At 71.3% G+C, this 24,785-nt stretch carries 31 protein-coding genes; 20 read left to right on the top strand and 11 right to left on the bottom strand.

The genetic code is table 11. From position 1 onward, the window contains the following. From GT007_RS01785 to GT007_RS01760, 6 genes are all read left to right on the top strand, one after another. Complete coding sequence (locus tag GT007_RS01785; protein WP_160119836.1) at positions 1–234, top strand: hypothetical protein; 234 nt, start codon at positions 1–3, stop codon at positions 232–234. Further along, positions 224–778, top strand: a complete 555-nt coding sequence (locus GT007_RS01780; RefSeq protein WP_160119835.1) for a hypothetical protein — start codon at positions 224–226, stop codon at positions 776–778. The genes GT007_RS01785 and GT007_RS01780 overlap by 11 nt, the downstream gene beginning before the upstream one ends. A 325-nt stretch (positions 779–1,103) precedes the next feature. Beyond that, positions 1,104–1,610 (top strand): hypothetical protein, encoded by a 507-nt coding sequence (locus tag GT007_RS01775; RefSeq protein WP_160119834.1) that lies wholly within the window; start codon positions 1,104–1,106, stop codon positions 1,608–1,610. 232 nt (positions 1,611–1,842) lie between these two features. Further along, on the top strand, positions 1,843–2,076 hold the full coding sequence (locus tag GT007_RS01770) for a hypothetical protein (RefSeq protein ID WP_160119833.1): 234 nt from the start codon (positions 1,843–1,845) through the stop codon (positions 2,074–2,076). 38 nt (positions 2,077–2,114) lie between these two features. Then, a complete protein-coding gene (locus GT007_RS22150; protein WP_201451765.1) occupies positions 2,115–2,951 on the top strand; it encodes a DUF3489 domain-containing protein in 837 nt (278 codons plus the stop codon). A gap of 105 nt (positions 2,952–3,056) precedes the next feature. Further along, the gene (locus GT007_RS01760; protein ID WP_160119832.1) at positions 3,057–4,385 is read left to right on the top strand and encodes a phage major capsid protein; all 1,329 of its coding nucleotides are present in this window, start codon (positions 3,057–3,059) and stop codon (positions 4,383–4,385) included. Positions 4,386–4,468: 83 nt separating this feature from the next. Here GT007_RS01760 and GT007_RS22875 read toward each other — a convergent pair whose 3' ends face one another. The 4 genes from GT007_RS22875 to GT007_RS01740 all read right to left on the bottom strand — a co-directional run bounded on the left by GT007_RS22875 (position 4,469) and on the right by GT007_RS01740 (position 6,813). Further along, on the bottom strand, positions 4,469–4,777 hold the full coding sequence (locus GT007_RS22875; RefSeq protein ID WP_160119831.1) for a helix-turn-helix domain-containing protein: 309 nt from the start codon (positions 4,775–4,777) through the stop codon (positions 4,469–4,471). Positions 4,778–4,889: 112 nt separating this feature from the next. Continuing rightward, positions 4,890–5,048 (bottom strand): hypothetical protein, encoded by a 159-nt coding sequence (locus GT007_RS01750; RefSeq protein ID WP_160119830.1) that lies wholly within the window; start codon positions 5,046–5,048, stop codon positions 4,890–4,892. Positions 5,049–5,160: 112 nt separating this feature from the next. Next, entirely contained in the window at positions 5,161–6,273 is a 1,113-nt protein-coding gene (locus tag GT007_RS01745; RefSeq protein WP_160119829.1) for an LLM class flavin-dependent oxidoreductase, read from the bottom strand. A gap of 78 nt (positions 6,274–6,351) precedes the next feature. Next, entirely contained in the window at positions 6,352–6,813 is a 462-nt protein-coding gene (locus GT007_RS01740) for a flavin reductase family protein (RefSeq protein WP_236571459.1), read from the bottom strand. Between GT007_RS01740 and GT007_RS22280 the strand changes: the two genes are divergently transcribed. Further along, complete coding sequence (locus GT007_RS22280; RefSeq protein WP_236571463.1) at positions 6,782–7,048, top strand: hypothetical protein; 267 nt, start codon at positions 6,782–6,784, stop codon at positions 7,046–7,048. The two genes, GT007_RS01740 and GT007_RS22280, sit on opposite strands and share 32 nt — an antisense overlap. Before the next feature lie 31 nt (positions 7,049–7,079). On the opposite strand, the gene GT007_RS01735 is transcribed toward GT007_RS22280, so the two are convergent. After that, positions 7,080–8,963: a sigma-54-dependent Fis family transcriptional regulator gene (locus tag GT007_RS01735; protein WP_160119827.1), complete on the bottom strand. Its 1,884-nt coding sequence runs from the start codon at positions 8,961–8,963 to the stop codon at positions 7,080–7,082. A 398-nt stretch (positions 8,964–9,361) separates the two neighbouring features. Between GT007_RS01735 and GT007_RS01730 the strand changes: the two genes are divergently transcribed. The 12 genes from GT007_RS01730 to GT007_RS01675 all read left to right on the top strand — a co-directional run bounded on the left by GT007_RS01730 (position 9,362) and on the right by GT007_RS01675 (position 20,141). Further along, positions 9,362–10,009 (top strand): hypothetical protein, encoded by a 648-nt coding sequence (locus GT007_RS01730; protein ID WP_160119826.1) that lies wholly within the window; start codon positions 9,362–9,364, stop codon positions 10,007–10,009. Between the two features lie 259 nt (positions 10,010–10,268). After that, the gene (locus tag GT007_RS01725) at positions 10,269–10,847 is read left to right on the top strand and encodes a PepSY domain-containing protein (RefSeq protein WP_160119825.1); all 579 of its coding nucleotides are present in this window, start codon (positions 10,269–10,271) and stop codon (positions 10,845–10,847) included. 65 nt (positions 10,848–10,912) lie between these two features. After that, entirely contained in the window at positions 10,913–11,695 is a 783-nt protein-coding gene (locus tag GT007_RS01720; protein ID WP_201451764.1) for a COG4705 family protein, read from the top strand. 179 nt (positions 11,696–11,874) lie between these two features. Next, entirely contained in the window at positions 11,875–12,879 is a 1,005-nt protein-coding gene (locus GT007_RS01715; RefSeq protein WP_160119823.1) for an ABC transporter ATP-binding protein, read from the top strand. Continuing rightward, on the top strand, positions 12,876–13,649 hold the full coding sequence (locus GT007_RS01710) for an ABC transporter permease subunit (RefSeq protein ID WP_160119822.1): 774 nt from the start codon (positions 12,876–12,878) through the stop codon (positions 13,647–13,649). Before GT007_RS01715 ends, GT007_RS01710 begins: the two co-directional genes overlap by 4 nt. Continuing rightward, a complete protein-coding gene (locus GT007_RS01705; protein ID WP_160119821.1) occupies positions 13,646–14,218 on the top strand; it encodes a hypothetical protein in 573 nt (190 codons plus the stop codon). Before GT007_RS01710 ends, GT007_RS01705 begins: the two co-directional genes overlap by 4 nt. 5 nt (positions 14,219–14,223) lie before the next feature. Beyond that, entirely contained in the window at positions 14,224–14,823 is a 600-nt protein-coding gene (locus GT007_RS01700; RefSeq protein WP_160119820.1) for a cytochrome b/b6 domain-containing protein, read from the top strand. Between the two features lie 17 nt (positions 14,824–14,840). After that, positions 14,841–15,518, top strand: coding sequence for a response regulator transcription factor (locus GT007_RS01695; RefSeq protein ID WP_160119819.1), 678 nt, complete (start codon positions 14,841–14,843; stop codon positions 15,516–15,518). Next, on the top strand, positions 15,505–16,938 hold the full coding sequence (locus GT007_RS01690; RefSeq protein ID WP_160119818.1) for a sensor histidine kinase: 1,434 nt from the start codon (positions 15,505–15,507) through the stop codon (positions 16,936–16,938). The genes GT007_RS01695 and GT007_RS01690 overlap by 14 nt, the downstream gene beginning before the upstream one ends. A gap of 94 nt (positions 16,939–17,032) precedes the next feature. After that, positions 17,033–17,842 (top strand): undecaprenyl-diphosphate phosphatase, encoded by an 810-nt coding sequence (locus tag GT007_RS01685; protein ID WP_160119817.1) that lies wholly within the window; start codon positions 17,033–17,035, stop codon positions 17,840–17,842. Further along, positions 17,839–18,483: a DedA family protein gene (locus tag GT007_RS01680; RefSeq protein ID WP_160119812.1), complete on the top strand. Its 645-nt coding sequence runs from the start codon at positions 17,839–17,841 to the stop codon at positions 18,481–18,483. The genes GT007_RS01685 and GT007_RS01680 overlap by 4 nt, the downstream gene beginning before the upstream one ends. Then, positions 18,480–20,141 (top strand): HAD-IC family P-type ATPase, encoded by a 1,662-nt coding sequence (locus GT007_RS01675; RefSeq protein WP_160119811.1) that lies wholly within the window; start codon positions 18,480–18,482, stop codon positions 20,139–20,141. Before GT007_RS01680 ends, GT007_RS01675 begins: the two co-directional genes overlap by 4 nt. Here the strand turns inward: GT007_RS01675 and GT007_RS22275 are convergent. From GT007_RS22275 to GT007_RS01650, 6 genes are all read right to left on the bottom strand, one after another. Further along, complete coding sequence (locus tag GT007_RS22275) at positions 20,056–20,511, bottom strand: hypothetical protein (protein WP_236571441.1); 456 nt, start codon at positions 20,509–20,511, stop codon at positions 20,056–20,058. The genes GT007_RS01675 and GT007_RS22275 overlap by 86 nt on opposite strands. Then, positions 20,505–21,023, bottom strand: a complete 519-nt coding sequence (locus tag GT007_RS22270; RefSeq protein ID WP_236571440.1) for a bile acid:sodium symporter — start codon at positions 21,021–21,023, stop codon at positions 20,505–20,507. Before GT007_RS22270 ends, GT007_RS22275 begins: the two co-directional genes overlap by 7 nt. A 247-nt stretch (positions 21,024–21,270) precedes the next feature. Next, positions 21,271–22,704 (bottom strand): mercury(II) reductase, encoded by a 1,434-nt coding sequence (gene merA / locus GT007_RS01665; RefSeq protein WP_160119810.1) that lies wholly within the window; start codon positions 22,702–22,704, stop codon positions 21,271–21,273. Beyond that, entirely contained in the window at positions 22,701–22,949 is a 249-nt protein-coding gene (merF, locus tag GT007_RS01660; protein WP_160119809.1) for a mercury resistance system transport protein MerF, read from the bottom strand. Before merF ends, merA begins: the two co-directional genes overlap by 4 nt. Positions 22,950–22,992: 43 nt before the next feature. After that, the gene (gene merP, locus GT007_RS01655; protein WP_160119808.1) at positions 22,993–23,289 is read right to left on the bottom strand and encodes a mercury resistance system periplasmic binding protein MerP; all 297 of its coding nucleotides are present in this window, start codon (positions 23,287–23,289) and stop codon (positions 22,993–22,995) included. 25 nt (positions 23,290–23,314) lie between these two features. Then, positions 23,315–23,653: a mercuric transporter MerT family protein gene (locus tag GT007_RS01650; RefSeq protein ID WP_236571439.1), complete on the bottom strand. Its 339-nt coding sequence runs from the start codon at positions 23,651–23,653 to the stop codon at positions 23,315–23,317. A 183-nt stretch (positions 23,654–23,836) separates the two neighbouring features. On the opposite strand from GT007_RS01650, the gene GT007_RS01645 reads away from it, so the two are divergent. Continuing rightward, positions 23,837–24,298 (top strand): MerR family transcriptional regulator, encoded by a 462-nt coding sequence (locus GT007_RS01645; protein ID WP_160119806.1) that lies wholly within the window; start codon positions 23,837–23,839, stop codon positions 24,296–24,298. Positions 24,299–24,785: the final 487 nt, after the last annotated feature.

The raw sequence follows: 24,785 nt of genomic DNA, 5'->3' as shown, positions 1-24,785 counted from the left end.
ATGCGCACCGAGGGCACGCAGCCGTGGCCGACCCTGCGCTGCTCGCCCGATCCCGCACGGAGCCCGACTCCCGCCGCGGGGATGGATGCGATGCAACGCCGGGCGTGGCACGAACAGGGCGTGGCCATGCTGCTGGTGGATGAGATCTCGGATCCGCTGCTGCGCCAGGCGGTCGTCAATGAGGCAGTCAGGCGCTGGGGGCGACGCAACGGAGGCAGGGTGCATGGCCGCTAAGGGGAAGGCGCGCGCGAAGCAGAAGCCGGAGGATCTGTCCCGGCCGTCGAAATGGCGCCTGCAGCATGGTGGCTTCGGCGAGGCCGTCCGCGAGGCCGACCCGGAGACGGGGACGCCCGTGCAGCATCGCCGCGCGGTCGACACGCTCGGTGCAATGCTGGCCAACGGCACGATCTCTCCGGAGATGCACGAGGCCGGCTGCGTGTTCCGCACGCAGTTCCGCTCGGCAGCGCTCGACGGCATGCGCACGACGCAGCTGATCCGCATGCCGAAGGGCGCGGGCGCTACGCTGACGGAGCGGCAGGTGGCGGCGCGGGATAAGGTCGCGGCCGCTCTCGATGCGCTGGGCGGACCAGGGAGCCCGGGCGGCTCGGCGGCGTGGCACGTTCTCGGGCTTGAGTGCTCGATCCGTGAATGGGCCATGTCGCAGGGCTGGCAGGGGAAGCCGATCGCGCCCGCTCAGGCGCAGGGCATGTTCACCGCTGCGCTCTCGGTCCTGGCGGTGCACTACGGTCTCGTGCGGAGGATGCGCGAGGCGGCGTAGCGTCGGACGCTGGCGGTGTCGCGCGCACCGCCAGCACCGCGCTTCGAGGCGCCGCATAGCAGTAGCGGAGCGGAAACCAGTCGGGGTAAGTTGTCCTTACGTTCAGAAGCTCTGCCTGCCTCGGCTTCGAGGCCATGGTTCCTTCCTGGGCCTGGCGTATGCGGGGAGCAGCAGCGCGCAACATCGCTAGCGTCAGGTGAAATTTGAGGTTGCCAGGTTGCCAGGACCGTCGCGTAAGCCATTCAGACGATTCGAATCCGATGGGTTGCCAGGTGCGAACCTGTTGCCAGCATGTTGCCACTACCGCGCGTGACGGGAGATGCCCTTGCCAGAACGCATCACCTCCACCCGTGACCTCGCCCGCCGGCTAGGCGTCTCCCACACCGCAATCCAGAAGGCCGAGCGGGTCGGGCGCATCAGCCGCGAGCCGGATGGATGCTGGGACGTCGAGCATGTTCACCGCGATCTCACCGCATCGGCCGTGCCGGGACGCTCACCTATGGCCGTATCTGGAGATGCCACGCCGCTGGGGCGCCTGACGCTGGCGCGGCTCGCCCTCGGCGTCGAGGCGCAACGCCTGGCCATGGATGAGAAGAAGGGGCGCCTGATGGACCTCGCCGCCGCCAACCACCGTGTCGATGAAGTCGCCGCCGGCATGCGCGATGCCGTGCTGAACTGGCCGGCGCGTGTGGCGGGACAGATTGCCGCCGAGATCGGCCGCGATCCGCATCTCGTGCAGACCATCCTGCAGGAGCAGATGCACGCGCTGCTGCTGGAGGTCGCCGATCGGCTTGATTCGCCTGCTTCATCGGAAACCGACCCGCGCGCGTAACGCGCGCGACACAGCACACCATCGGACCGCATCGACTTCCCAGCGGCGGGAAGTCGATCGGAGCAGAGACGCGCCGCTGAGCCTCGTCACGGCCGCATCGTCAATCATGATGTGATCCAGACCGCTCGCTCATAGCAATCGCATTGCGCTCCATCTTGCTTGGCTCGTGCGCGGCACAGCGCGAATGGTCCGTCATCCGCAGGGGATGCCCTGCAGCACGACGGAGACGACCATGACCGAGCGAACCGCCCGCGCCGCCCGCAACCAGGAAAACAGCCTGGCCGCCTTCCTCGCGAAGAAGGCCGAATTCGATGCCCTCCTCGCCGAACTCACCCAGGCCAGCGAGGACCATTTCGGCGCGGACCCCGAGACGGTGCTCTGGGGCGAGGCGGCCTGGCTTTCGGATGCCACCGCGAAGCTGAAGGACATCGCGGACCAGCATTTCCGCCGCGGCTCCCGGCAGTAGGGGCCGATGGTCGGCACCCGGAACCGGAGACCACCACGATGAGCAAGCTTTCCGATACCCAGCGCGTGATCCTCAGCGCTGCCGCGCAGCACGAGATGGGGCTGGCCCGCGCGCCCAAGACCCTGCCGGCCGCGGCGCGCAACGCGGTGTTCCGCAGCCTGATCAAGGCCAACCTGCTGACCGAGATCAATGCGCCGCGGGAGCATGTCGGCCTCGGCTGGCGGCAGGACGAGGACGGCACCTGGATCGTCGCGCGCATCACCGACGAGGGGCTGCGCGCGATCGGCATCGACCCGAACGAGGGCGACGCGGTGGCCGACACCGCGCCCACGGGCGCGGAGCACCCGACGCCGCAGGGTGAGGACGCCCCGGCGCCCGAAGCCGCCCAGGCCGCGCCCCTCACGGAGGAAGTCGCCATGCTCGACCAGGCTCTCGCGTCCCGCGCCGCCACGCCACGCGCCGCCCTGCGCGACGCCGCCGCGGCGATCCTCGCCGCCTGGGACGACGAGGCCAACCGCGAGGGCGACATGATCGGCGCCTTGGACGCGCCGATGGAGGCGCTGCGCGCCCTGCTCGCCGCCAAGCCCGCCCACGCATCGCGGGGTCGGGCCGCGGAGCGGATCGACGGCACCCCGCGCAAACGGCGCGAGGGGACGAAGCAGGAGCAGGTGCTGGCCATGCTGCGCCGGCCCGAGGGTGCGACGGTCGCGCAGATCGCCGAAGCCACTGGCTGGGCGCAGCACACGGTGCGCGGCTTCTTCGCGGGCCTGAAGAAGCGCCAGGGCATCACGGTGATCGCCGCGGAGCGCATCCGCCAGGTCGGCCCGAACCGCGAAGGCGCCCGCGGCTCGTTTACGATCTACCGCGTCACCTGACCGCGCGCGCATCCGCTCGCCACGCACCACCGCACGAGATCCTGCGCCGGCATCCTGGAGGGGGTGCCGGCGCAGTGCGTTCCAAACCCCTCCCAGGGATCCACCATGCCCACCATCACCACCACCGCCGATCCGATCGCCGCCGAGCGCGCCCGCGTCGCCGAGATCAGCCAGGTCGTCGCCAGGAGCCGCGGCCTGGTTGCGCCCGGCATCCTCGACCACCTCCAGGAGCGCGCCTGCCAGACGGGCTGGTCCGCCGACGTCGTGCGCGGCGTGCTCTGGGACATCCTCACCGGGAAGGGCGCCGACCTCCCGCGCCCGACGCCGCCCGCGCCCGCGCCGCGCGAGCCGGACCCGAACGACCCTGCCCAGATCCGCGAGGCCATGGCCGAGGCGATGGCGGTGCGCGGCATGCATGGCTACCGCGCCGTGAACCCCCGCCATGCCGAGTTCCTCGACATGCGCCCGCTGCAGATGGCCGAGGAGCTGCTCCGCCTCCGCGGCGAGCCGGTGCCCTCGCGCGATCCGCTGGTGATCGCCGAGCGGGCGCTCACCACCACGGCGGACTTCCCCGCCCTGCTGTCGGCGGCAGCCAACAAGATGCTGCTCGCCGGCTACACGCCTGCGCAGCCGACCTACCGCCAGATCATGCGGCGGCGGGACTTCCGCGACTTCCGCCCGCACCACCATCTCCGCGCCGGCGACTTCCCCTCCCTGCTGCCGCTGGCCGAGGGTGGGGAGATCCAGGTCGGCACGATCTCCGAGGGCCAGGAGAGCGTGACGCTGACCACCTTCGCACGGCGCGTGCGGGTGACGCGTCAGATGCTGGTGAATGACGACCTCGGCGCCTTCACCGACTTCGCGGCGATGATCGGCCGACGCATCGCCGACGTCGAGAACGCCACCGCCTACGGCGTGCTGAACGCGGCGAACGGCGATGGTCCGACGCTCGCCACCGGCAACGCGCCGGTCTTCGCGACGGGCGCCGCACGCGCGAACAAGGCGGCCGCCGGCTCGGCGCTCGACATCGCCTCCCTCGCCGCCGGTCGGGCGGCGATCATGCAGCAGCGGAGCCTCGACGGCATCCCGATCTCGATCGGCGAGCGCATGCGCCTCCTGGTCGGGCCGAACCTCGAGATGCCGGCGCGGCAGCTCACGGTGCCGGTCGCGGCCGACCAGATCAGCCGGGAGAACATCTACGCCGGCATGATCGAGCCGGTGGTGGAGCCGTTGATCCCCGCGAACCGCTGGTATCTCTTCGCGCACCAGGAGGCCTCGCCGGTCTACGTCTACGGCTATCTCGACGGCGCCGAGGCGCCGCGCGTCGGCACCAACCCGGTCCAGGGCGTAGACGGGATCGAGATCAGCGTGCTGTTCGACTTCGGCGTCGGCGCAATCGACTGGCGCGGCGCCTGGTTCAACCCGGGGAGCTGAGCCCTTGCCGTGGGGCGGTCCGGGTGCGGCATCACATCCGCAACGCCCCGGCCGCTCGACGCGAAGTCGCACGCGTAGCGCAGTCACGGAGGCGGCGTGCTCGGACGCCGGCTCCACGGCGGCCACGGGCTACACGAGCCGGCGTGGAAGCGTCGATCAGGGCACCAGTGGTCCGACAAGCCATCAGGTCCGGCGCGGTTGCAGCGGATAACCCAGTCGCGCAGCGTCTGCCGGTCCATGCCGGCAATCCGCGCCGCGGTCTCGCGGCTCAGCCCGCCCAGCGCCCCGGCAATGGCCAGCGGCTGCCGAGCAGCACGCGGGTCCTTCTCCAGCTTGGCCAGGCGCCGCGGCTCCTGCGGCGCGATGTCGTCCCTGATCCACAGCGCCGGCATGCGCGGCTCCTTCAAGCCATGCCCGCCGATGAATCACGCCGGTCCGCGTCGCAGCAAGCCCAGGAGTCAGGGCTTCATGGGGTGGGTATCAGTCCTTGAGGGGCCATTGGGATCAGGCCGGGGCGAAGCGCAGCCCCACCCGCCCGAGGACGCCATACTCCGCCGAGACCTCGTCGCCCGGAGCGACCTCCAGCAGCGCGACGCAGGTGCCGGTGGTCGCCACCTGCCCGGCGGCCAGCGTCACGCCGTGGGGTGCGCTCCACCTGGCCACGATGCACGGGGATTGCGACGATGCCGCCCGGCGCACGGCCGCGCCTCGGCCTCGCATGAGGCCGGGCCGCCAGGGAGACGCGGCCCGGTCCCCCGCCCCCGCCAGGGAGGCGCTACGCCATAGCGGGTGCGCGTCGAGTGGCCTCGCGCACCCTCGGCAGCACCTCCGTCGCAAGGCGGCGCATTGTCTCCCATTCCCGATGGCGGTTCGCACCGGATCCGTCCATCGAGGCCATCAGCAGCGTGCTGAAGGGCCCCACACGCTCGCGGAAGGCAAGCAGCTTCTCCGTCACGGTGCGGGAAGAGCCGTAGATCATCATGCTCTCGATCAGCCCCTCGACGGTCACTGCCTCATCGGGCATCGCGGGATCGGATTTCATGACGACGGTGTAGTTGGCGCGCTTCAGCACTTCCCAGAGGTAGCGGAAATAGTAGTGGTTGCTTCCCTTCGGATCCATCGCCCAGTCGAGCGCCTGCTGATCGCTTTCCGCCACCAGGATGTTGCGGGCGACGCGCCAATCCTGTCCGGTCGGCTCGCGCCCGGCCTCGCGGCAGCCCTCGACGTACTTCCCCCAATGGCTCGCCACGACGTATTCGGGGCAGAAATTCGCGCTGATCGGCCCCCAACCGCGCAGCGCCGCCGTCTTCACGCTCGAGGAATGGGGCGACATGGCCGACATCGCGATCGGCGGATGCGGCTTCTGGTAGGGCTTGGGCATGTAGCCCACGCCGAGTTCGGGCACGATCGCATCGGTTATCTTCACGTGCCAGTGCTTGCCCTTGATATCGTAGGGCGGGTCCTGGCCCCAGATCTTCAGGATCGTCTCGATAGATTCCGCCATGCGCTCGTTGCGGACCGTCATATCCGTGTTGCCGAACAGCTCGTGGTCGCTGGCCAAGCCCGATGGGCCGATGCCGAAGATGAAGCGGCCGCGGCTCAGGTGGTCGAACTGCGCGGCCTCGGCCGCGACGATCGCCGGATGATGGTTGGGCAGCGACACCACCCCGGTGCCGAACACGATGTTCTTCGTCTGGCGCAGCAGCGAGGCCATGAACATCATCGGCGCGGAGAGCGGTTCGGTCGTCGCCGAGAAGTGCTCACCGACCCAGGCCTCGTCGAACCCGATCTGGTCGGCATGGATGATCTTGTCCGCATTCTCTTCGATGATCTCGTGCATCAGCCGGTGCGACGGATGCAGCGGCATCATGAACAGTCCAAGCTTCACGGCGTTTCCTTTCTTTCTGCTGGAAGGCATAGCGGGGGTATTCCGTTCCGGCACGTTCCCCGAGACGGGCCGGCGACCTCATCCGGCCACGTGGCGCAGCGCAGCGGGCGCGCCGTCGAGCCAGACCAACGGCGCGTCGGCTTCCCCTGCGATCACGTCGATGACCGGCCCCAGGTGCAGCGTGTGGGTCCCGTAGTCCATCGTGCTCGCGACGCGGCAGAAGATCGCGGCCAGGGCGGATGGGAGATATGGCAGCCCCTCGGCGCCGAGGCGCCAGTCGCCCGAGGTAAAGCGCTGGTCGCGCAGCCGGGAATCGGAGAAGGCACCGAGGACATCCCGTTGGTCGTGGCCGAGGAGGTTCACGCAGAAGCACCCCGTGGTCGCCAGCACCGGATGGATGCTTGCCGACCGGTTGACGGAGACGAGCATTGAACATGGGTCCATCGAGACGGACATGATCGAGGAGGCTGCCATACCATGCGGCGCGCCGCCGGGGCTCCGGCCGGTTATGAGCGCCACCGAAGTGGCGAAACGGCGCATCGCCGCCCGGAACGCCACGCTGGGCGGCGGCGCGCTGAAAGCCGGGCCGGCCCTCGGGGTCATGGCGGTGCTGGACGACATTTCTGGACGGGTCACGATGTCAAGCTTCCTCCAGCTGCTCTCGCTGCCTGTCGGAGCATTCGCAGGGGATGATAGCAATTGGCATGCCAATGCCGCGATCCCTCTAGCCCAACCTGTCCGGGCGCGTGCGCCTGTCGCAGGCGGGCGCGTATGAGACAGCGCAGTGTCGCGGCCGCGACGGTCCTTCAGCCGCCCCGTGGCGGCGGCCGGCTCAGGTCAAGGCTGGCGATGCGGCGGTGCAGGGTGGCCCGCGAGATCCCGAGGTGCCGCGCGGCGCGCGAAACGTTCCAGCCCGCCCGCGTCAGCGCTGCTTCCGTGATGTTCCGCTCGTCCCTCATGCCGGCCTCGGCCGGGCGGAAGTAGGGGGGCAGGCATGCCGGCGTCACGATCCCATCCTCGGCCAATGTGGCCGCGTAACGTGCGACGTGCCGCAGCTCACGAATGTTTCCGGGCCAGGCATGACTGACCAGTAGGCGGAGGGCGGTCCGGTCGAGGGCGAGGTTCGGCATTCCGGCCTCCGCGCCCTCCTCACGGAAGACAGCGTCGATCAGGGCGCCCTTGTCTGCACGCTCGCGCAGGGCTGGCAGGAGCGCGGTCGCACCGTTGAGGCGGAAGTAGAGATCCTGCCGGAAACGCCCCTGCCGCACGAGGTCCGCGATGTCGTGCAGGCTCGCCGAGACCACCGCGAAGGAGACGCGGACCGGCTGCGCTGCACCGACCGGGACGACTTCGCCGTCCGACAGCACCTGGAGAAGGCGCGTCTGCAGCGCCATCGGCATGTCGCCGATCTCGTCGAGGAAGAGCACGCCGCCATCCGCCTCGAGGATTCGCCCGCGCGCCCCGTGCCGCGCGGCGCCTGTGAAGGCGCCGGGGCGGTAGCCGAAGAGTTCGCTCTCAATCAGCTCGGCCGGGATGGCGGCGCAGTTGATCGCGACAAAGGGTCCGCCCGCATGCATCCCGGCATTGTGCAGAGCACGCGCGAGCGCGCTCTTGCCCGTTCCGGTCTCGCCCTGGAGCAGGATCGGCAACCGACGGTCGAGCAGACGTCGCGCGAGATGCACGCGCTCGATCACCACCGGATCGTGCCCGACCAGGGTAGCGATGTCCGGCACGCCCGGGGGTGGTGCGACGGCGGCCGCTGGCACCACGGATGCGGCGCTCTCCCGGTCGGCTCGCGCCCGGCGCACGAAGAAGCGGCGGCCCTGATGCGTCATCACCGCATCGGTCCCCCGGTCGGAGTGGCCGGTGGAGACGCCGTGGAGTTCCGCGGCCCTGATGCCGAGGGGCGCCCCGCTCTCACCTGGTAGAAGCCGTGCCGCGTCCGAGGTCGCGTCCACGATCCGTCCGCCGCCGTCGAGCGCGACCCTCACCTCGGCGGCGAGATCAGTGAAATCGTCCTGCGCCGAAATCCGCAGCACGGGGCGGCCGCGATTCCGGCGCTCGAAATAGCGATTCTCGATGCGCCGGGCGGATCGCCTGACGATGTCGCGCACCAGGCCCTGCATCGAGAGTGCATCAGCGTGCGGCGTGGTGACGTTGAGCACCGCAGCCAGTCGGCCCGCCGCGCCGAAGATCGGGGCCACGGTGCAGGACAATCCGGCGAGGCTCTCGCCGAAGTGCTCGCCCCTGACGACCGAGAGCGCACGCTGCTCCTTGATGCAGGTGCCGATCCCGTTCGTTCCCTGGGATTCCTCCGTCCAGACCGCGCCGGGGAGGACGCCGACCGCGCGGCACTCGGAAGCCAACTGATCACCGCAGCGGAACAGCACGGTGACCCCGGCCGCATCGGTTAGGGAGACGACGTAGTCGTATCGGGCGAGCCGCGTGAAGAGCCGGTCCAGTTCCGGGGTCGCGAGGTGGATCAGATCGTCGATCGGCGCTCGGACGTCCTTGAGTTCCCGTTCCGAGACGATCTGGGGAAAGGCGATGCGGTGGCGTTCCAGGCCGTGCTGGCGCAGGCACCGCTCCCAGGACGCCGCGATGCGCGTCCGTGACGGTTGCATGCCGGCCGCCTGCACTCGCTGCGATGCCGTTCGTGGCGCTGTAACCTGATCCTCGGCAGATTTCACGCCGCTTCTCCCCGACTGTGGTACGGCCATGGAGGCTATCATCGTGTCGCCGCGGGAGGTGAGCCTCGGGCCATCCCGAAGAGACGGCGCCGGTACGCGCCACCCGCGGCGCTTGGCGGAAAATACCGATGGCTCCGCAGGCCGCCGCGCGATCCTGCAGCGATCTTGCAGGCTGCCGCCTCACCCGGCAAGCGCTGCGGATGGCGCGGCGCAACGCGCGCCGACCGCGGCCAGGGAGGCATTCTGTCCGCACTCATCGGTCAACGCCGATCGATCACGCATAAGCGGCTCAACAACCATGCAGTCCTCTGGCCGCCACCCTCGCCGGGCTGTCCTTCAACGGGCTGGACGACATTACGCCGACCGCCCGTGGGCTGCTGCTGGAGGCGCAGCGGGGATTGGCCTTCGTGGTGGAGTGCTCCCAGGCGAAGGAGTTCGCCCTGGTCCATTCGCTCGTTGGCAGTGCCGATGGCGGACGCATCTTCGTGCGCTGCTTCGATGCGGCCATGAACGTCCGCGAGAACGTCGCTGGCGATGCGCTCGCCTCCATCACCACGCTGCTGTGGAACATCCCGTCCAAGGCCTGGACCGGCGGCGCCACCATGGCCGACGCCTCGCTGAACAAGCGGATGACGGTGCGGCTCGGGCCAGGCGTCGCCTTCGCGCAGATCGGCATCGTCGGCTTCGACGGGCAGATCGAGGTCGAGGCGATGCGGCTCTACGGGTTGCCCGAGGCGGCGCCAGCGCTGATTTGCGGTACCCCAGCGCTACCGGCAGGGCAGCGCGAGTTCGCGGCTGAAGTGTCGTGGGACTTGCCGAGTCTCGCACCAGGGGCGACCAGCCTGCTCGATGTCACCGTCAATGGCGCGCGGCAGGGGGATCTTGCCCATGCAGCGCTCGCCTCGTCGACGCGCTTCATCGAGCTCGACGCCGCCGCGTGGTCCAACAACACCGTGCGCGTCATGGCCAGGAACATCTCCGCGGCCACCTTCGACCTGGGCGCCATCACACTTTCCGTGGCCGCACGAAAGCGAAGGTTGCCGTGAGCAGGGTGCCGCGCAGGCCATCCATGCGCGATGCGTCCGCCGTTGGAGGCGGATCGGGACCAGTGATGGAGCAGGCCTGCAAACGCGGTTGGCCACAATGGATGTCCTCGGCCATTGTCAGGAGGTCACTGTCCGCGGGTCCCACCGAAGATTGGTGATCGGTATAGCGCCCTCCAAACGCTGGCAGTCGCCGCCACCCCATCCTGTGTGCCATCGGCATCCGCATCCCGCGCATGCCTCGAAGCAGGAACAGGCGATCATGATCTCCCGGCGCATCCTACCCGCCATGCTGGCCGCGACGCTCGTCGTCGGCAGCACCCTTTCCCCTGCCTTCGCGAGCGAACGCGAAGGCGCCGAATCCGCGCGCGAGGTGGCGGCCCTGCGCGCCGCCACGGTGACGCCGGCCGCCGCCATCGCCGCTGCCGAATCGGCGACCGGCGGCCGTGCGATTCGCATCGGCCTGGAGGACGAGAACGGTACCCACCTGTACGAGGTGCGCGTGGCAGTGGCCGATCGGATGCTGACCGTCAAGATCGACCCTGCCTCCGGCGCCGTGCGCGCGACCGAGCGTGACGGCCTGATCGCGCGGCTGCTCGACCGCGAGGATCGCGACGAGGTCGCGGCCCTGCTGCGCGCGCCCACCACCCTGGCCAAGGCGATCGAGGCGGCCGAGACCACGGCCGGCGGGCGCACGATCGAAGCCGGCTGGGAAGCCGAGGATGGCACCAACGGCTTCGAGGTCGAGGTGATGCGCCCCGATGGACGCGTCGTGAAGGTGGCGGTGGACGCCGCGACTGGCCAGGCACGGGCCTTGCCGGCCGGCGGCGAGAACCGCTGACCCCCAAGGCGCGGCGCCGGGCGGACCGGCGTCGCGCGCATCCACCCCCTGCCGGAAGGATGACCATGTCCGCCACCACACTCGGCCCGCGCGCGGCCGGCACGTTGCTCAACAAGGTCCCGGAGGTCACGCTGGCCTTTTGGGTGATCAAGATCCTCGCCACCACGGTCGGCGAGACTGGCGCCGACTTCCTTTCGGTGACGCTCGGCTTCGGGCTTGGCGGCACATCGGTGGTGATGGCCGCGCTGCTCGCCGCGATCCTGTGGATGCAGGTGCGCGCCGATCGCTACGTGCCGGTGATCTACTGGCTGACCACGGTGATGGTCAGCGTCGTGGGCACGCTGATCACAGACAACATGGTGGACAATCTGGGCGTGCCGCTGCCTGCCGCGACCGCAGGCTTCGCGATCGGCCTCGCGGTGACCTTCGCCGCCTGGTACGCGGTGGAGCGGACGCTGTCGATCCACACCATCGTGACGCGCCGACGGGAAGGCTTCTACTGGGCGACCATTCTGTTCACCTTCGCGCTCGGCACCGCCGCCGGCGACCTGGTGGCGGAACGTCTGGCGCTGGGCTACGGCCTCTCAGCGGTGATGTTCGGCGCGCTGATCGCCGCTGTCACCCTCGCGCATTACGGCTTCCGGGCCGGCGCGGTCCTCTGCTTCTGGATCGCCTATGTGCTGACGCGGCCCTTCGGCGCCTCGCTGGGCGACCTGCTGTCCCAGGCCCCGGCCGATGGCGGGTTCGGGCTCGGCACCGTCGGCACCAGCGCCGTCTTCCTCACGGTGATCGGTGCGCTGGTCTTCCGAATGGTCCGCACCGCGCGGCTGGCCGAACAGCGCGCCTGACCGGGCATGCCGGCGCCAGGGGGCCGTGCCGGGTTCGGCGCGGCCCCTTTCGCATGCGCGCGCCAGGGCGCGCGCGTTGGGAATCCGTATAGCACGCTCCAAATGCCGATCACCGCAGCGCGGGCATCCTGGACCGAGCGCAGCCGCAACAGGTGCGGCCCCGCCCAGGAGCGACAATCATGAGCCTCTCGCACACCACCAGCCTGGATCCTCCCGATGACCGTCCGCGGACCGGCAGCGACGGTGCGGCCCCGCCACTCGCCATCGAGGGCCTGAGCGTAAGGCGTGGGTCGCGGCGCGTCCTCGCCGATGTCCACCTCCACGTCGCGCGCGGGGAGGTCTGCGGCCTGCTTGGCCCGAACGGCGCCGGCAAGACGACGACCATGGCCGTCGCCCTCGGCCTGCTGGCGCCCGAGGCGGGCCGCGTGCGGCTGTTCGGGGCTGACCCGCTGACCGCGCCCGACGCGCTGCGCGCGCGCATCGGGCTGATGCCGGAACAGGACGGGCTGACCGGCTGGATGACCGCCGCGGACTACCTGCAATATTGGGCGGTGCTGCAGGGCCGCCCGATCGGCGCAGCGCGCGCCGCCGCCCTGATCGAGGAAGTCGGCCTCGCCGAGGCGCCGAAGCGGATGCCCGCCGCGCGCTACTCCCAGGGCATGCGGCGGCGGCTTGCCGTGGCCCGCGCGCTGGTTGCCGAACCTGAGCTGCTGATTCTCGACGAGCCGACCAACGGCCTCGATCCGCGCGGCCGGCTGCGGCTGCTCGGATTGCTGCGCCACCTCGCCCGCAGCCGCGGCGTCGCGGTGCTATTGTGCACGCATTTGATCGAGGACGTCGAGCGCATCGCGGACCGCGCGACCGTCATCGTCGCCGGCCGCACCGTGGCCGAAGGCAGCCTTGCCAAACTGCGCGGCCACGCCGCGGGCCGCCGCTTCCGCCTGGCGCTGGGCGGCCCCGCGCCGAGCCTGCCGGCCGACAGCGCCGCGCTGCTCGCCATCCGCCATGCCGGTGCGGAGGAGGCGCTTGTCGAGCTCGCGCCCGGCGTCGCGCCGGAGACCGTCTGGCGCGCGCTGCTCTTCGCCGGCTGGCCTATCCGCGAGGTGCGCGCCGAGCAGGCGGGACTGGAGGCGCTCTACCTCTCATTGACCGGCGCCCATGACGCGGCGGGGGATCGGCCATGAGCCCCGCCTTCGCCATCGCCCGGCGCGAAGGGGGCGAACTCCTGACGAGCCCGCGCGGCCTCGCCTGGCTGCTTGCCGCGGCATTCGCCTTCACCGGCTTCGCGCTACTGCTGGTGGGCAGCACGCAGCTCGGCCTGCTCGACAACGCGCAGGTGGTCTATGACATGGCGGGCATGACCATCGCGCTCGGCGCGCTGCTCACCGCCGTGATGGGCGTGGATGCGGTGGCCGGCGATCGCGAGCGCGGCGCGCTGCTGCCGCTGCTCGCCACCGCGGCGCCACGACGGGCCATCCTGCTCGGCAAGCTCGGCGGCCAGGCGTTGGCCTGGCTCGCCATGGTCGCGCTGGCACTGCCCTATCTCTGGGCGGTCGGCAGCACCGGGCAGAATCTCGGCGCCGCGCTGGTCGGGCTTGTGCTGCTGGGCACGCCGGTGGCGCTCGCCATCGGGGCGGGCGCGATGGCGTTGGGGGCGCGGCTGCGCTCGGCCCGCGCGGCCCTGCTTTCCGCGTTGATCGGGCTGATGCTCGTCGCGAGCCCTCTGGCGATTGGCCCCAGCCTGCGCCAATCCGCCCTCGGTCGCGGCTTCGACGCGGTCAATCCCTTCTCGGGCGCGGTCAACGCGCTCGATGCGATGGTGATCGATGGCCAGGCGCTAGCCGCGCAGGGCTGGCACCTCGCGCTCGTGTTCGGCTGGCTGGCGCTGGCCTACGGCCTCGCCCTGCGCGCGCTGCACGCGCCGCGCCGGCCCGGAGAGGAGATCGTGTCATGATCCGCAGGACCATCCTCGCAGCCGGCGCGCTGGCCGCGCTGTTCGCCCTGGCGCCACCCCCGGCGCGGGCGGCCGACGGCGCGGCACCCGCCCCGCTCGAAGTCACCCTCGCGCCCGATGCGGCCAATCCGCCCGCGCCGCGTATGGGCGACCGGCTGACTTACCATGCCGTCATCCGCAACCCTTCTCCCACGGCCGAGGCCAGCGGCGTCGTCGCCTGGCTGACCATCCTGCGCGTCGATGCCGGGCATGAGCAGGCGATCGACCTCGAGGACTGGAGCGCCAACAAGGCGCTGACCATTCCGGCGCTGGGGCCGGGCGGGTCCGCGCGCAGCGACTGGTCGCTGCGGCTGATCGCACCGGGGACCTATCGCGTGCTGGTCAGCGCCGCCACGCGCGACGCGCCGGTGCCGGCCATCGGCACGGGCGCCATCTTCAGCATCGCGCCGAAGCCTGTGGTCGAATCCGCGCGGGTACTGCCGGTGGCGCTCGGCGTGCCGGCGGCGCTCGCCCTGCTGCTGGTCGCCCGGCTGTTCGCCGGTCGGCGCGGCGCGGCGCCGGAGGCATGAGCACCATGTCGGACACGACCATCCCCTCGGCCAATCCGCGCCGGCATGCGCGCGCCGTCCGCTTCGGCCACCTTCTGCTCGTCGCGATGGTCGCGGTCCAGCTGACGACGGGCTCGGTCATGGCGACCCCGGAGGGCGGGGTGCCGGGCGATGCCTGGTTCGCCGTGCATGTGCTGGCTGGCCTCGGCGCGGTGGCGGCGGTGTCGATGCTGTGGCTTACCGTCCTGCTGCGGCCGGGCGGCGGCGGCACCGCGCCGGCGGCGCTGTTTCCCTGGTTTTCGGCCTCACGCCGCCGCGCGGCGTGGCTCGACCTGCGCGGCGTCATCGTCGCCCTGCGCGCCCGGCGCCTGCCGCGCGCGGAGGAAACGGCGGCGGGTCTTGCCCCGGCGGTGCATGGGCTTGGCCTGCTGGCGGCGACGGCGCTGGTGGCAACGGGTGCGCTCGGCTGGTATGGCGGGCTCGCGCCGCTGCTGGGCATCCATGCCGCCCTGGTCACGGTGCTGTGGATCTATCTCGGCGGCCATGCCGGCGTCGCGCTGTTCCATCAGCTGGCCGGCGAGGGCAGGATCGCCCACATGTTCCTGCCCTGGCGGCGGGACCGTTGAAGGAGGCGGCAGGGACCATGAAGATCCTGGTCATCGAGGACGATGCCGCGACACGGAACTACCTCGCCAAGGGTCTCTCCGAGGCCGGCTATGTCGTGGATACGGCGGCGAACGGGCGCGATGGCCTGTTCCTCGCCGCCGGGGAACCCTACGACCTGATGGTGGTGGACCGCATGCTGCCGGGCCTCGACGGTGCCGGCATCGTGCGCACCGTGCGCGCGGCCGGGGTGAGGGCGCCGATCCTGCTGCTGACGACGATGGGCGGGATCGACGACCGGGTCGAAGGACTCAACGCGGGGGCGGACGACTACCTCGTGAAGCCCTTCGCGCTGGCCGAGTTGCTGGCGCGGCTCAATGCGCTGGCGCGGCGGCCTGCCCTTGGCAGTGAACCGACGCGGCTCAAGGTCGCGGATCTCGAGATGGACCTGATCCGCCGCGCGGTCACGCGCGCGGGCCAGCGCATCGAATTGCAGCCGCGCGAGTTCCGCCTGCTCGAACACCTGATGCGCCATGCCGGCGAGGTGGTGACCCGCTCGATGCTGCTGGAGAAGGTGTGGGACTTCCACTTCGATCCGCAGACCAACATCGTGGAAACCCATGTCAGCCGCCTGCGTGGCAAAGTGGATCGCGGCTTCGAGGCCGAGCTGATCCACACCGTCCGCGGCGCCGGATACTGCCTGCGTGCGCCGGATTGAACGGCTCGGCCGACGGCTGTGGGGGGCGGCCGGGTTTCGCCTGGTGCTGCTCTACGCCGCGGTCTTCGCGCTGTCCTCGGCGGTGCTGTTCGGCGTGGTCCACTGGGGCACGGTCGGCGTGATGCGCGGCCAGGTCGAGCAGGCCGCCGCCGCCGACCTCGCCGGCCTGCTGCATGAACAGGCGACCGAGAGGACATCCGGCCTCGCTACGGTGATCCGCGCCCGCATCGCCGACCGGGCGAGCCATCCGGGCGCCCGCTACGCCCTGTTCGATGCGCAAGGGCGGCGCATGCTCGGTGACCACCTGCTGGCGCCGGTGGCCGATGGCCTCGACGAGGTGACCCTGCCGGGGTCGGAGGGCGAGGAGACGCCCTTCATCGTCGCCGCCGCGACGTTGCCCGACGGCGCGCGGCTGGTGGTCGCGCGCGACGCCGGCGCGGTCAGCGAGGCGGCGGAACTGCTGCGCGAGGCCTTCCTGTGGGCCGGCGCGGCCACCCTCGGGCTCGGCATCGGCGGCGGCGTGCTCGTCGCCTGGGGCTTCCTCCGCCGGATCGATGCCATCGCCGCGGTGGCCGAGGCGATCGCAGCCGGCGACCTGGCGCGGCGCGTGCCTCTCGTGGATGGCGGCAGTGGCGACGAGATGGACCGCTTGGCCGGCGCCATCAACGCCATGCTCGACCGCATCCACCATTTGATGGACGAGCTGCGCCACGCCACCTCAGCCATCGCGCACGACCTGCGCACGCCGCTGGCCCGGCTGAGGCAGGACCTTGAGGCCGCGCGCGACGGCGAGCGCAGCGTCGCCGCCTATGACGCCGCGGTGGAGGCGGCGATCGCGGAGACCGATGCCATCCTCGGCACCTTCGCCGCTCTGTTGCGCATTGCGCAGATCGAATCCGGCTCGCGCCGTGCAGGCTTTGCCGAGGTGGACCTTTCCGCCCTCGCCGCCGCGCTGGCCGAGGCCTATGGGCCGTCGATCGAGGACTCTGGCCGCCAGCCCTGGACCCGCATCGAGGAGGGCGTTGCGATCCGCGGCGACCGCGAAGTGCTGACCCAGGCGATCGCCAACCTGATCGAGAACGCGATCCGCCACACCGGGCCAGGCACCCGCATCGGGTTGAGCCTGTCGCGCGGCGCATCCGGCGCGGTGCTGCGGGTGGAGGATGACGGGCCAGGCGTGCCGGAAGCCGAGCGCGCCCGCATCCTCGGCCGCTTCCATCGCCTCGACCCGAGCCGGTCCGATGGCGGCAGCGGCCTCGGCCTTGCGCTGGTCGCGGCGGTGGCCGTCTTGCATGAGGCGGCGTTGACGCTGGATGCGGCGCGGCCGGACGGGCGCGGGCTGGCGGTCAGCCTCGCCTTCCCGCCGGCGGATGGCGGGCGTGAGCGGACGCCGCGGCGCGTCGGCATGCTGGAAGGATGAGGCGCAGATTGGGAATTCCCAATCTTGGCGCGAGAGGCGCGCAAGCGGGCGGGGGCTAGCACGGGCCACCAAGGGCAAAGGACACCGTCTCGCCATGACCGACCCGACTCAGTTGCTTTCCGCCGGCCTGCTCGGCGTGGTCGAGGGGCTGACCGAGTTCCTGCCCGTCTCCTCGACCGGCCACCTGATCCTGCTTGGCGAGGCGCTCGGCTTCCGGGGGCCGCCCGGCAAGGTGTTCGAGATCGCGATCCAACTCGGCGCCATCCTCGCCGTGGTGTGGATCTATCGCTCCATGCTGTGGCGCATGGCGATCGGGATGTGGCGGCCCGCGACGGCCGAGCGCCGCTACGCCACGGCCCTGATCCTGGCCTTCCTGCCGGCACTGGTGCTCGGCGCGACGCTCTACGGGCCGATCACCCGCCTGCTGTTCAGCCCGCTGGTGGTCGCCCTGGCCCTCATCGCCGGTGGGGTCGTCATCCTGCTGATCGAGCGCGTCATGCGGCATCCGACGATCCACGACCCCGCCGCCATCGGCCCCGGGGCGGCGCTCGTGGTGGGGTTCGGCCAGGCGCTGGCGATGGTGCCGGGAATCTCGCGTTCGGCCGCGACCATCATCGCGGCGCGGCTGCTCGGCGTGGACCGCCGCGCCGCCGCGGAGTTCAGCTTCGTGCTCGCCATCCCGACAATGTTGGCGGCGACCGTGTACAGCCTGTGGAAGGCACGCGCGGATCTCGCCTTCGACGGCGGGACGCTGATCGCGGTCGGCTTCGCCGCGGCCTTCGTCACCGCGCTGCTGGTCGTTCGGGCGGTGCTGGCGGTGATCGGCCGCATCGGCTTCGCCCCCTTCGGCTGGTACCGCATCCTGATCGGCACCATCGCGCTGGCCTGGTTGGTGCTGCGATGACCGCGCTGATCGCCGAGATCACCGGTTTCATTGCCGCGCATCCCGGCCTGACCTGGGCCGTCGCCTTCGCGGTGGCGGCATCCGAGGCCTTCGTCGTGGTCGGCGCGCTGGTGCCGGGCACGCCGATCCTGATGGCGATCGGCGCCGCGGCGAGCCTGGGCCATGTCTCGCTGGCGGGCGTGGTGGTGGCGGCGATCCTCGGTGCAGTGGCGGGCGATGGCCTGTCCTACTGGATCGGCCACCACCATGCCGATCGCCTGCTGTCGGGATGGCCCTTCGCGACACGACCCGCACTGTTGGCCACCGGGGAAGCCTTCATCCGACGCTTCGGCGTGCCCGGCGTCGCGCTGGCGCGGTTCCTGCCCGGCGTGCGCTCGGTGGTGCCGGTGGTCGCGGGCATGTTCGGCATGCGGCCGGCCGCCTTCTACGCCTCGAACCTAGTATCCGCGATCGTCTGGGCACCGGTCCACATACTACCAGGCGCGGCGGTCGGCCTGCTGGCCGGCGTGCATCTCGGCGCCGACCTCGATGACTTAGCGGTGCCCGCCGCCGCGGGGCTCGGTATCGCGCTGCTCCTGCTGCGGCGTGCCTGGCTGAGGCGGAGCGCTCACAGCGCCGTGGCGCGGGAGCATGAGCCATGACCGAGGAAGCACGGCCTGATTCGCCATCGCTGCCGCCCGGCCTGACCAGCGCCGCGGCTACGGCGGCGCTGCGCCGTGACGGCCCGAACGCCGTGCCGGAGGAGCGGCCGCATCCGCTGCGCCACTTCGCCGCGCGGTTCTGGGGCCCGGTGCCCTGGATGCTGGAGTCGGCGATCGTGCTGCAACTCGCCCTGGGCGAGACGACCGAGGCGATCGTGGTCGCCGCCCTGCTCGTGGTGAACGCGGCGGCTGGCGCGTTGCAGGAGGGCCGGGCCGATGCGGCGCTCGAGGCGATGTGCGCGCGCCTCGCGCCGCAGGCGACGGTGCTCCGCGATGGCGTCTGGGCGAGCCTGCCGGTCGCGGGGCTGGTCGCGGGGGATGTCGTGAAGCTCGGCCTCGGTGCCGTGGTGCCGGCGGATGTGCGGATCCTCTCGGGCGAGGTCGCGCTCGACGAATCCATGCTGACCGGCGAGAGCGCCGCGGTGGGGGCCGGACCGCGTGCCGCCGCCCATGCCGGCGCCCTGGTGCGTGGCGGGGAGGCTGTGGCCGAGGTCACCGCCACCGGCCCGCGCGCCTTCTTCGGCCGGGCCGCGGAACTGGTGCGCATCGCCCGGGCGGAAAGCACGCAGGAACGCACGGTGGTCGCGATCGTGCGGCTGCTGGCCGTCATCAACGGCGCGGTCGTGGTCGGCATGCTCGCCTACGCCGCGGCCACGGGGATGGAGTTGCGGCGCGTCCTGCCGCTGGTACTCTCCGCCGTGCTGGCGACGGTCCCGGTGGCGCTTTCGCTGGCCTTCACCCTGACCGCGGCGATGGCAGCCCGGACGCTGTCACGGCGTGGCGTGCTGCTGACGCGGCTTGGTGCCGTGCACGACGCGGCGACGATGACGGTGCTCTGCTCGGACAAGACCGGCACGCTGACGCGCAACGACCTCGCCATCGCTGCGGTGGCGCCCCTGCGAGGCCTTGCCGAGGCCGATGTGCTGGCGCTGGCCGCGCTAGCCTCCTCGGACTCCGGGCCGGATGGTGTGGATGCCGCGGTGCGCGCAGCGGCGGCGGGCGTCGGGCCGTCGCGGCACGCCGCTGCAACGCGGCGTGCGTTCCTGCCCTTCGACCCGGCGCGCCGCTTTGCGGAGGCGGAGATCGCCAGCCCCGACGGCACGCAGATGCGCGTCGTGAAAGGGGCGCCCACCGAGGTCGCCGCGTTGTCCGGCGCAGCGCTGCCTGCAGAGGTCGAGGCGCTTGCGCGGCGAGCCGCGCGCCATCGCCGGCGTCGGCCGGGAGCGTGCGGTCTACGCGCCGGAAGGCGGGGTCGTGCGGACGCGCCATCGCATCGGGGACGAGGTGCAGGCGGGCGATCCCGTGATCGACCTCGGGCCGCATGCGTTGCGCGCGCCGATCGTGGGCTGCCTGCGCGGGCTGGTGCGCGACGGCGTCGCGGTGCAGGCGGGCGCAAAGGCGGTGGAAGTGGATCCTCGCGGCGACCCGGCGCTCTGCTTCGGGCTCGGCGAAAGGCCGCGGCGCGTCGCCGCCGCGGTTTGCGCGACGCTGGCGGAGGCGGCCGCCGTCCGGTCAGCCGGCGGTGCGGAACAGCCGCGGCACGACGCGCAGGAAGACCAGCATCCCGAGCAGTTCGACCAGCGATTGCAGGACGATGACCAGCGCCGCGAGGCTCCATTCTTCCGGCAGGGCCAGGGCCAACGGGAGCACGACGAAGGAATTGCGCGTGCCGAGGCTGAATGCCACGGCACGGCCGGAGGCCGCCGGCAAGGCAAAGGCGCGCGTGACGAGCAGCCCGAGTGCCAGCGCGCCGGCCAGGAAGAGCGCGAACACCCCGGCGACGGTGGCAAGCCGCGCCGGTGCCCCGGCCAGTGTGCCGCCCTGGCCGAGCGCGATCAGGAACACCACCACGGCCAGCAGTGGCACCGGCGCCGCCCCCATGGCGCGCACCACACGCGCCCCGGCCGGTGCACGTTCCGCCCAGCGTTCCAACAGCCAAGCCAGCGCCAGTGGTGCGGCGATCAGCAACGCAAAACCAGCAGGAGCCGATCGGCCGGCAGCGCGACGAGTTCGCCCGAGCCGAGGAAAAGCCAGAGGTAGGCCGGCAGCAGCACCATCTGGAGCAGCAGTAGCACGGGCACCACGGCGATCAGCCCGGCCGTGTCCCCGCGCGCGAGATGCGTGAAGGTCATGGACCAGTCGGTGCAGGGTAGCAGCAGCACCAGCACCACACCGAGGCGGATTGCAGGCTCCGCCGGCACGAGCGGCCAGAGGGCCGCGACCAGCAGCGGCACCAGCACGAAGTTGCCGAGCAGCAGCGCGCCGAGCAGCCGCAGATCCCGGAACCCGTCGGCGAGATGCGTCAGCGGCACCTGGGCGAACGTGGCCAGGAGCAGCAGGGCCAGCGCGGGCCAGAGCAGCGCCTCCACCGGTCCGGCGAGGGCCGGCGCGCCGGCCCCGGCCCCGAGCCCTGCGGCGGCGGCGGCGAGGTAGAACCACACCTGGTTGCGTTCGAGCGCGGCACGGCTGGGAACCATCATGCCGGGCAGCTAGCGCATGTATGCGGCGTCACCAGAGCTTATTCCCGCAGGAGAAAAGACGAACCTGCAGCCGCCCGCAAGTCGGCCGTCAAGCCGTAGGCGTGTCTGCGGCACGACGCCGCGAATGCGGCCCGCGGCAATTGCGTCATGCGACCTGCATGCATTTGGCATGACGAAGCCAAGCCCCGGAGCGGCGCCGGCGCCTGAGGGGACGAAGGTGAGACCTTCGTCCGCCCAGCATGAGTCCTCACCCGGCGCAGCAGGACAGGCGGCCCACATCCTTGTCGAAGGCCTGCGCGGCGAGCTTCAGCCCCTCCACGGTCGTCAGATAGGGAAAGATCGTCTCCGCCAGGTCGTCGATGGTCAGCCCGCCGCGGATCGCCATGGCGGCGGTCTGGATCGCGTCGGCACCCTCAGGCGCCAGGACATGCGCCCCGAGCAGGCGGCGCGTGCGCCCATCGGCCACCAGCTTGATCAGGCCGCGCGTGTCGCGTGCCGCAAGCGCGCGCGGCAGGTGGTCGAGCGGCACCATCGAGGTCAGCACCTCATGCCCGGCGGCGCGCGCGCGCGCTTCCGTCAGGCCGACGCTCGCCACCTGCGGATCGCTGAACACCACCGCCGGCATGGCGCTGCTGTCGTAGCGCAGGCTGTCGCCGTTCAGCGCATTGCGGGCCGCCAGCCTCGCGCCATAGGCGGCCATATAGACGAAGGGATCGCGCCCGGTGACATCGCCCGCGGCGTAGATGCCCGGACGGCTGGTGCGCATCCGGTCATCGACCAGGATCGCGCCGGCGGGCGAGAGCGCGATGCCGGCCTCCGGGAGGCCCATGCCTTCGGTGTTCGGCGCCCGGCCGGTCGTGACCAGCAGACGCTCCGCGGTCAGCGTCTCCGCCCGCCCGTCGCGCGCGACGGTCAGCGCCACGCCCGCCGCGCCCTGCGCCGCGCGCTCGTAGCGCACGCCGCCAAGCACCGTCAGCCCCTCCCGTGCCAGGTAGCCCGTCAGCGCCGTGCCGATCTCGGGTTCGGCCTCCGGTAGCGGCCGGCTGCGGCAGACCAGGGTGACCGCGACGCCGGCACGGGCGAACGTCTGGGCGAGTTCCACCCCGACATAGCCGGCGCCGAGCACGATCATCGAACGCGGCAGGGACTCGAGCGCCAACGCCGAGGTGCTGTCCAGGACAGCGACGGTATCGATGCCCGGGATCGCCGGCATCGCGGGCCGCGCGCCGGTGGCCAGGACGATGCGATCGCTGGCGAGGTGGCGGCCGCCGGCCTCGACGCCGCCTTCGACCAGGCGGGCCTGGCCCTCGACGTAGGTGATGCCGTTGTAGGCCGGCAGCAGGTCGGCGTATTTCGCCTGGCGGAGCCGGGCCACCAGCGCGTCCTTCTGCGCCGCGAGCGCGCCCCAGTCGGCGATGCGCGCGCTGCTCTCCACACCCGCAAAGCGTCCTTGTGCGCCACGCGCGTCATGCACGGCGCCCACCGCGCGGATCAGCGCCTTCGACGGCACGCAGCCGATGTTGACGCAGGTGCCGCCGATCGTGCCGTGGCCGATGAGGGCGACCTGCGCCCCCTGTTCCGCTGCCGTGATCGCGGCCGAGAAGCCGGCCGAGCCGGCGCCGACCACGACCAGGTCGTAGCGGCGCGCATCGCCCCCGGCGGATGTGCAACAGGCGCTCACGGGCGGCCTTCCTTTGTCGTCTCACCGGGCGCGCAGCATGTCCTGGCACGCTGACGTCGCACGAGCCCGATGGCGACCAGCGCCAGGCAGGCGAGAAGAATGGGAATGAGCACGGAATCCGCCCCGGCGGCCCAGGCCGACAGGCCGGCCGCGCCCAGGACGATGGCGAGGATCGGCGTGGCGCAGCAGATTGCCGCGAGGCCCGCGCCGATGGCGCCCGTGCGGATGAGCGTCCGGTCGTTCACGACACGCGGCCCGGGCCGTGTCGCCGCGCCGCGCCGCAGGCCATCACGAACCGCCCACCCGCAGGCTGGCCGGGTAGCCGGCTGCGGCGGTCGCTGTGGTCAGCGCCGCGACGTCGGTCCGTGCGTCGTCGAAGGTCACGGTCGCCGTTCGCGTCCGGTAGGAGACCTCCACCCGTCGCACCCCCGGTACGCTGGCCAGGGTCTGGCGGACGATGTGCGGGCAGGCGGCGCAGTACATGTTCTCCACGCCGAGCGTCACGGTGCGTTCGGCGGCGGATGCGCCCGCGGCCGGGGCGAGCAGCGCGGCCAGGGCGACGAGGGGGCGGACAGATCGGAACACCGGATTCACTCCTTGTTGGGTTGCGTCACGAGGCCAGCAGGGCGTCGGCGACGAAGGGGAAGGCGAGGGCCGCGCCGGTCAGCACCGTTGCGAACCACAGCCCGGCCTTGACCATCCCGCGCGGCAGCGGCCTCGCGCAGGCGGCGTTAGCGGCGCAGGCGGGGCGCGCGCCATAGACGCGCCAGAAGCCGAAGCCGAGCACGGCCAGCGTGAAGGCCGCGAAGATCGGCTGGTAGGGCGCCAATGCGGTGAGGGTGCCGATCCAGGCGCCCCCGACGCCGAGGCTGAACAGAGCCAGCGGCAGGATGCAGCAGGAGGAGGCGGCCAGCGCGCCCAGCACGCCGCCGGCAGCGGCGAGCTTCACAGCGGTGTCGCCGCGGTCGACGCGGTTTCCAGCGATGGTGGCCGATGGCGATGAGCGGTCGTGGGTCGCGGTCATCTGATGTCCCTTCCTGACGGACCAGGGCGCGCAGTGGGGCGCTTCCTGCTCCTCCGGGACGAGGGTATGGTACCTGTAGTGACTACAGGTGCAAGGGGAGAATTCGCCATGGACCGCGCGGCGCTTTCGGATGTCCTGCCCCGGCTGCCGATCGGCGCGTTGTCGCGGCGCACGGGCTGCAATGTGGAGACGATCCGCTACTACGAACGTGCCGGGATCCTGCCGCACCCGGCACGGTCGGAGGGCGGGCACCGGATGTACGGGACCGCGCATGTGATGCGGCTCGGCTTCGTGCGCCGCGCGCGCGAGCTGGGCTTCACACTCGATGAGGTCCGCGCCTTGCTGCGGCTCGTGGACCAGGAGGACCATGCCTGCGTCGAGGCGCGCGAACTTGCGGCGCGGCATCTGCAAGCCGTCCGCGCGCGCCTTGCCGACCTGCAGCGCATGGAGAGCGTGTTGGCCGGCATGATCGAATGCTGCGGTGGCAGCGTCAGGCCGGAGTGCCCGTTGCTGGAGACGCTGTTCGACGGCGGTGAGGTCGAGGGGAAATCGTGTAGCGGCGAGGCGTAATCGGGCGCAGCGCCTGCGAAGCGCCCGTCTTGGAGGTACGGATTGGCGTAGGGGGCCTCATCTGACACCTCTACGCCCCAGAGACGGTTGCGTTCTCGGTTCCCACCGCTGCTCCAGTCGGTTTCCCAACCTCACATTTCTCTTCCCCCGATAGCGCCGTGAACCGCAGGTTTCCTGGGGTTTTGCCGCGACGGCTTGAGGGTTGGAGAACGCAACGACCCCGGAAATCGCTCTCCGGAGGCGCGCAAGTCTCCGAAGCTCGGGGGTGGGGTGATTTCACCCTCAAGCCTTATCCCATTGAATTTGCCTCATTATCTCGGATCCAAGCTTGGGACGTTTTCGCAACCCGTTTGGTCGGCGAAGGGCACTGGAAAGCGGAAATGCGGTGGCTGGTTCATTCGCCCCGGCTCGATGGGACGAGGAACCGGTCGCGGGCGAGACGAGCGCCGCCCTCTCCAACACCTTCCTCCTTCTTGCCTGGTCATTG

The sequence above is a fragment of the Rhodovarius lipocyclicus genome (genome assembly GCF_009900765.1).
Taxonomy (GTDB): domain Bacteria; phylum Pseudomonadota; class Alphaproteobacteria; order Acetobacterales; family Acetobacteraceae; genus Rhodovarius; species Rhodovarius lipocyclicus.
This window is presented reverse-complemented; position numbering and strand designations above follow the sequence as displayed.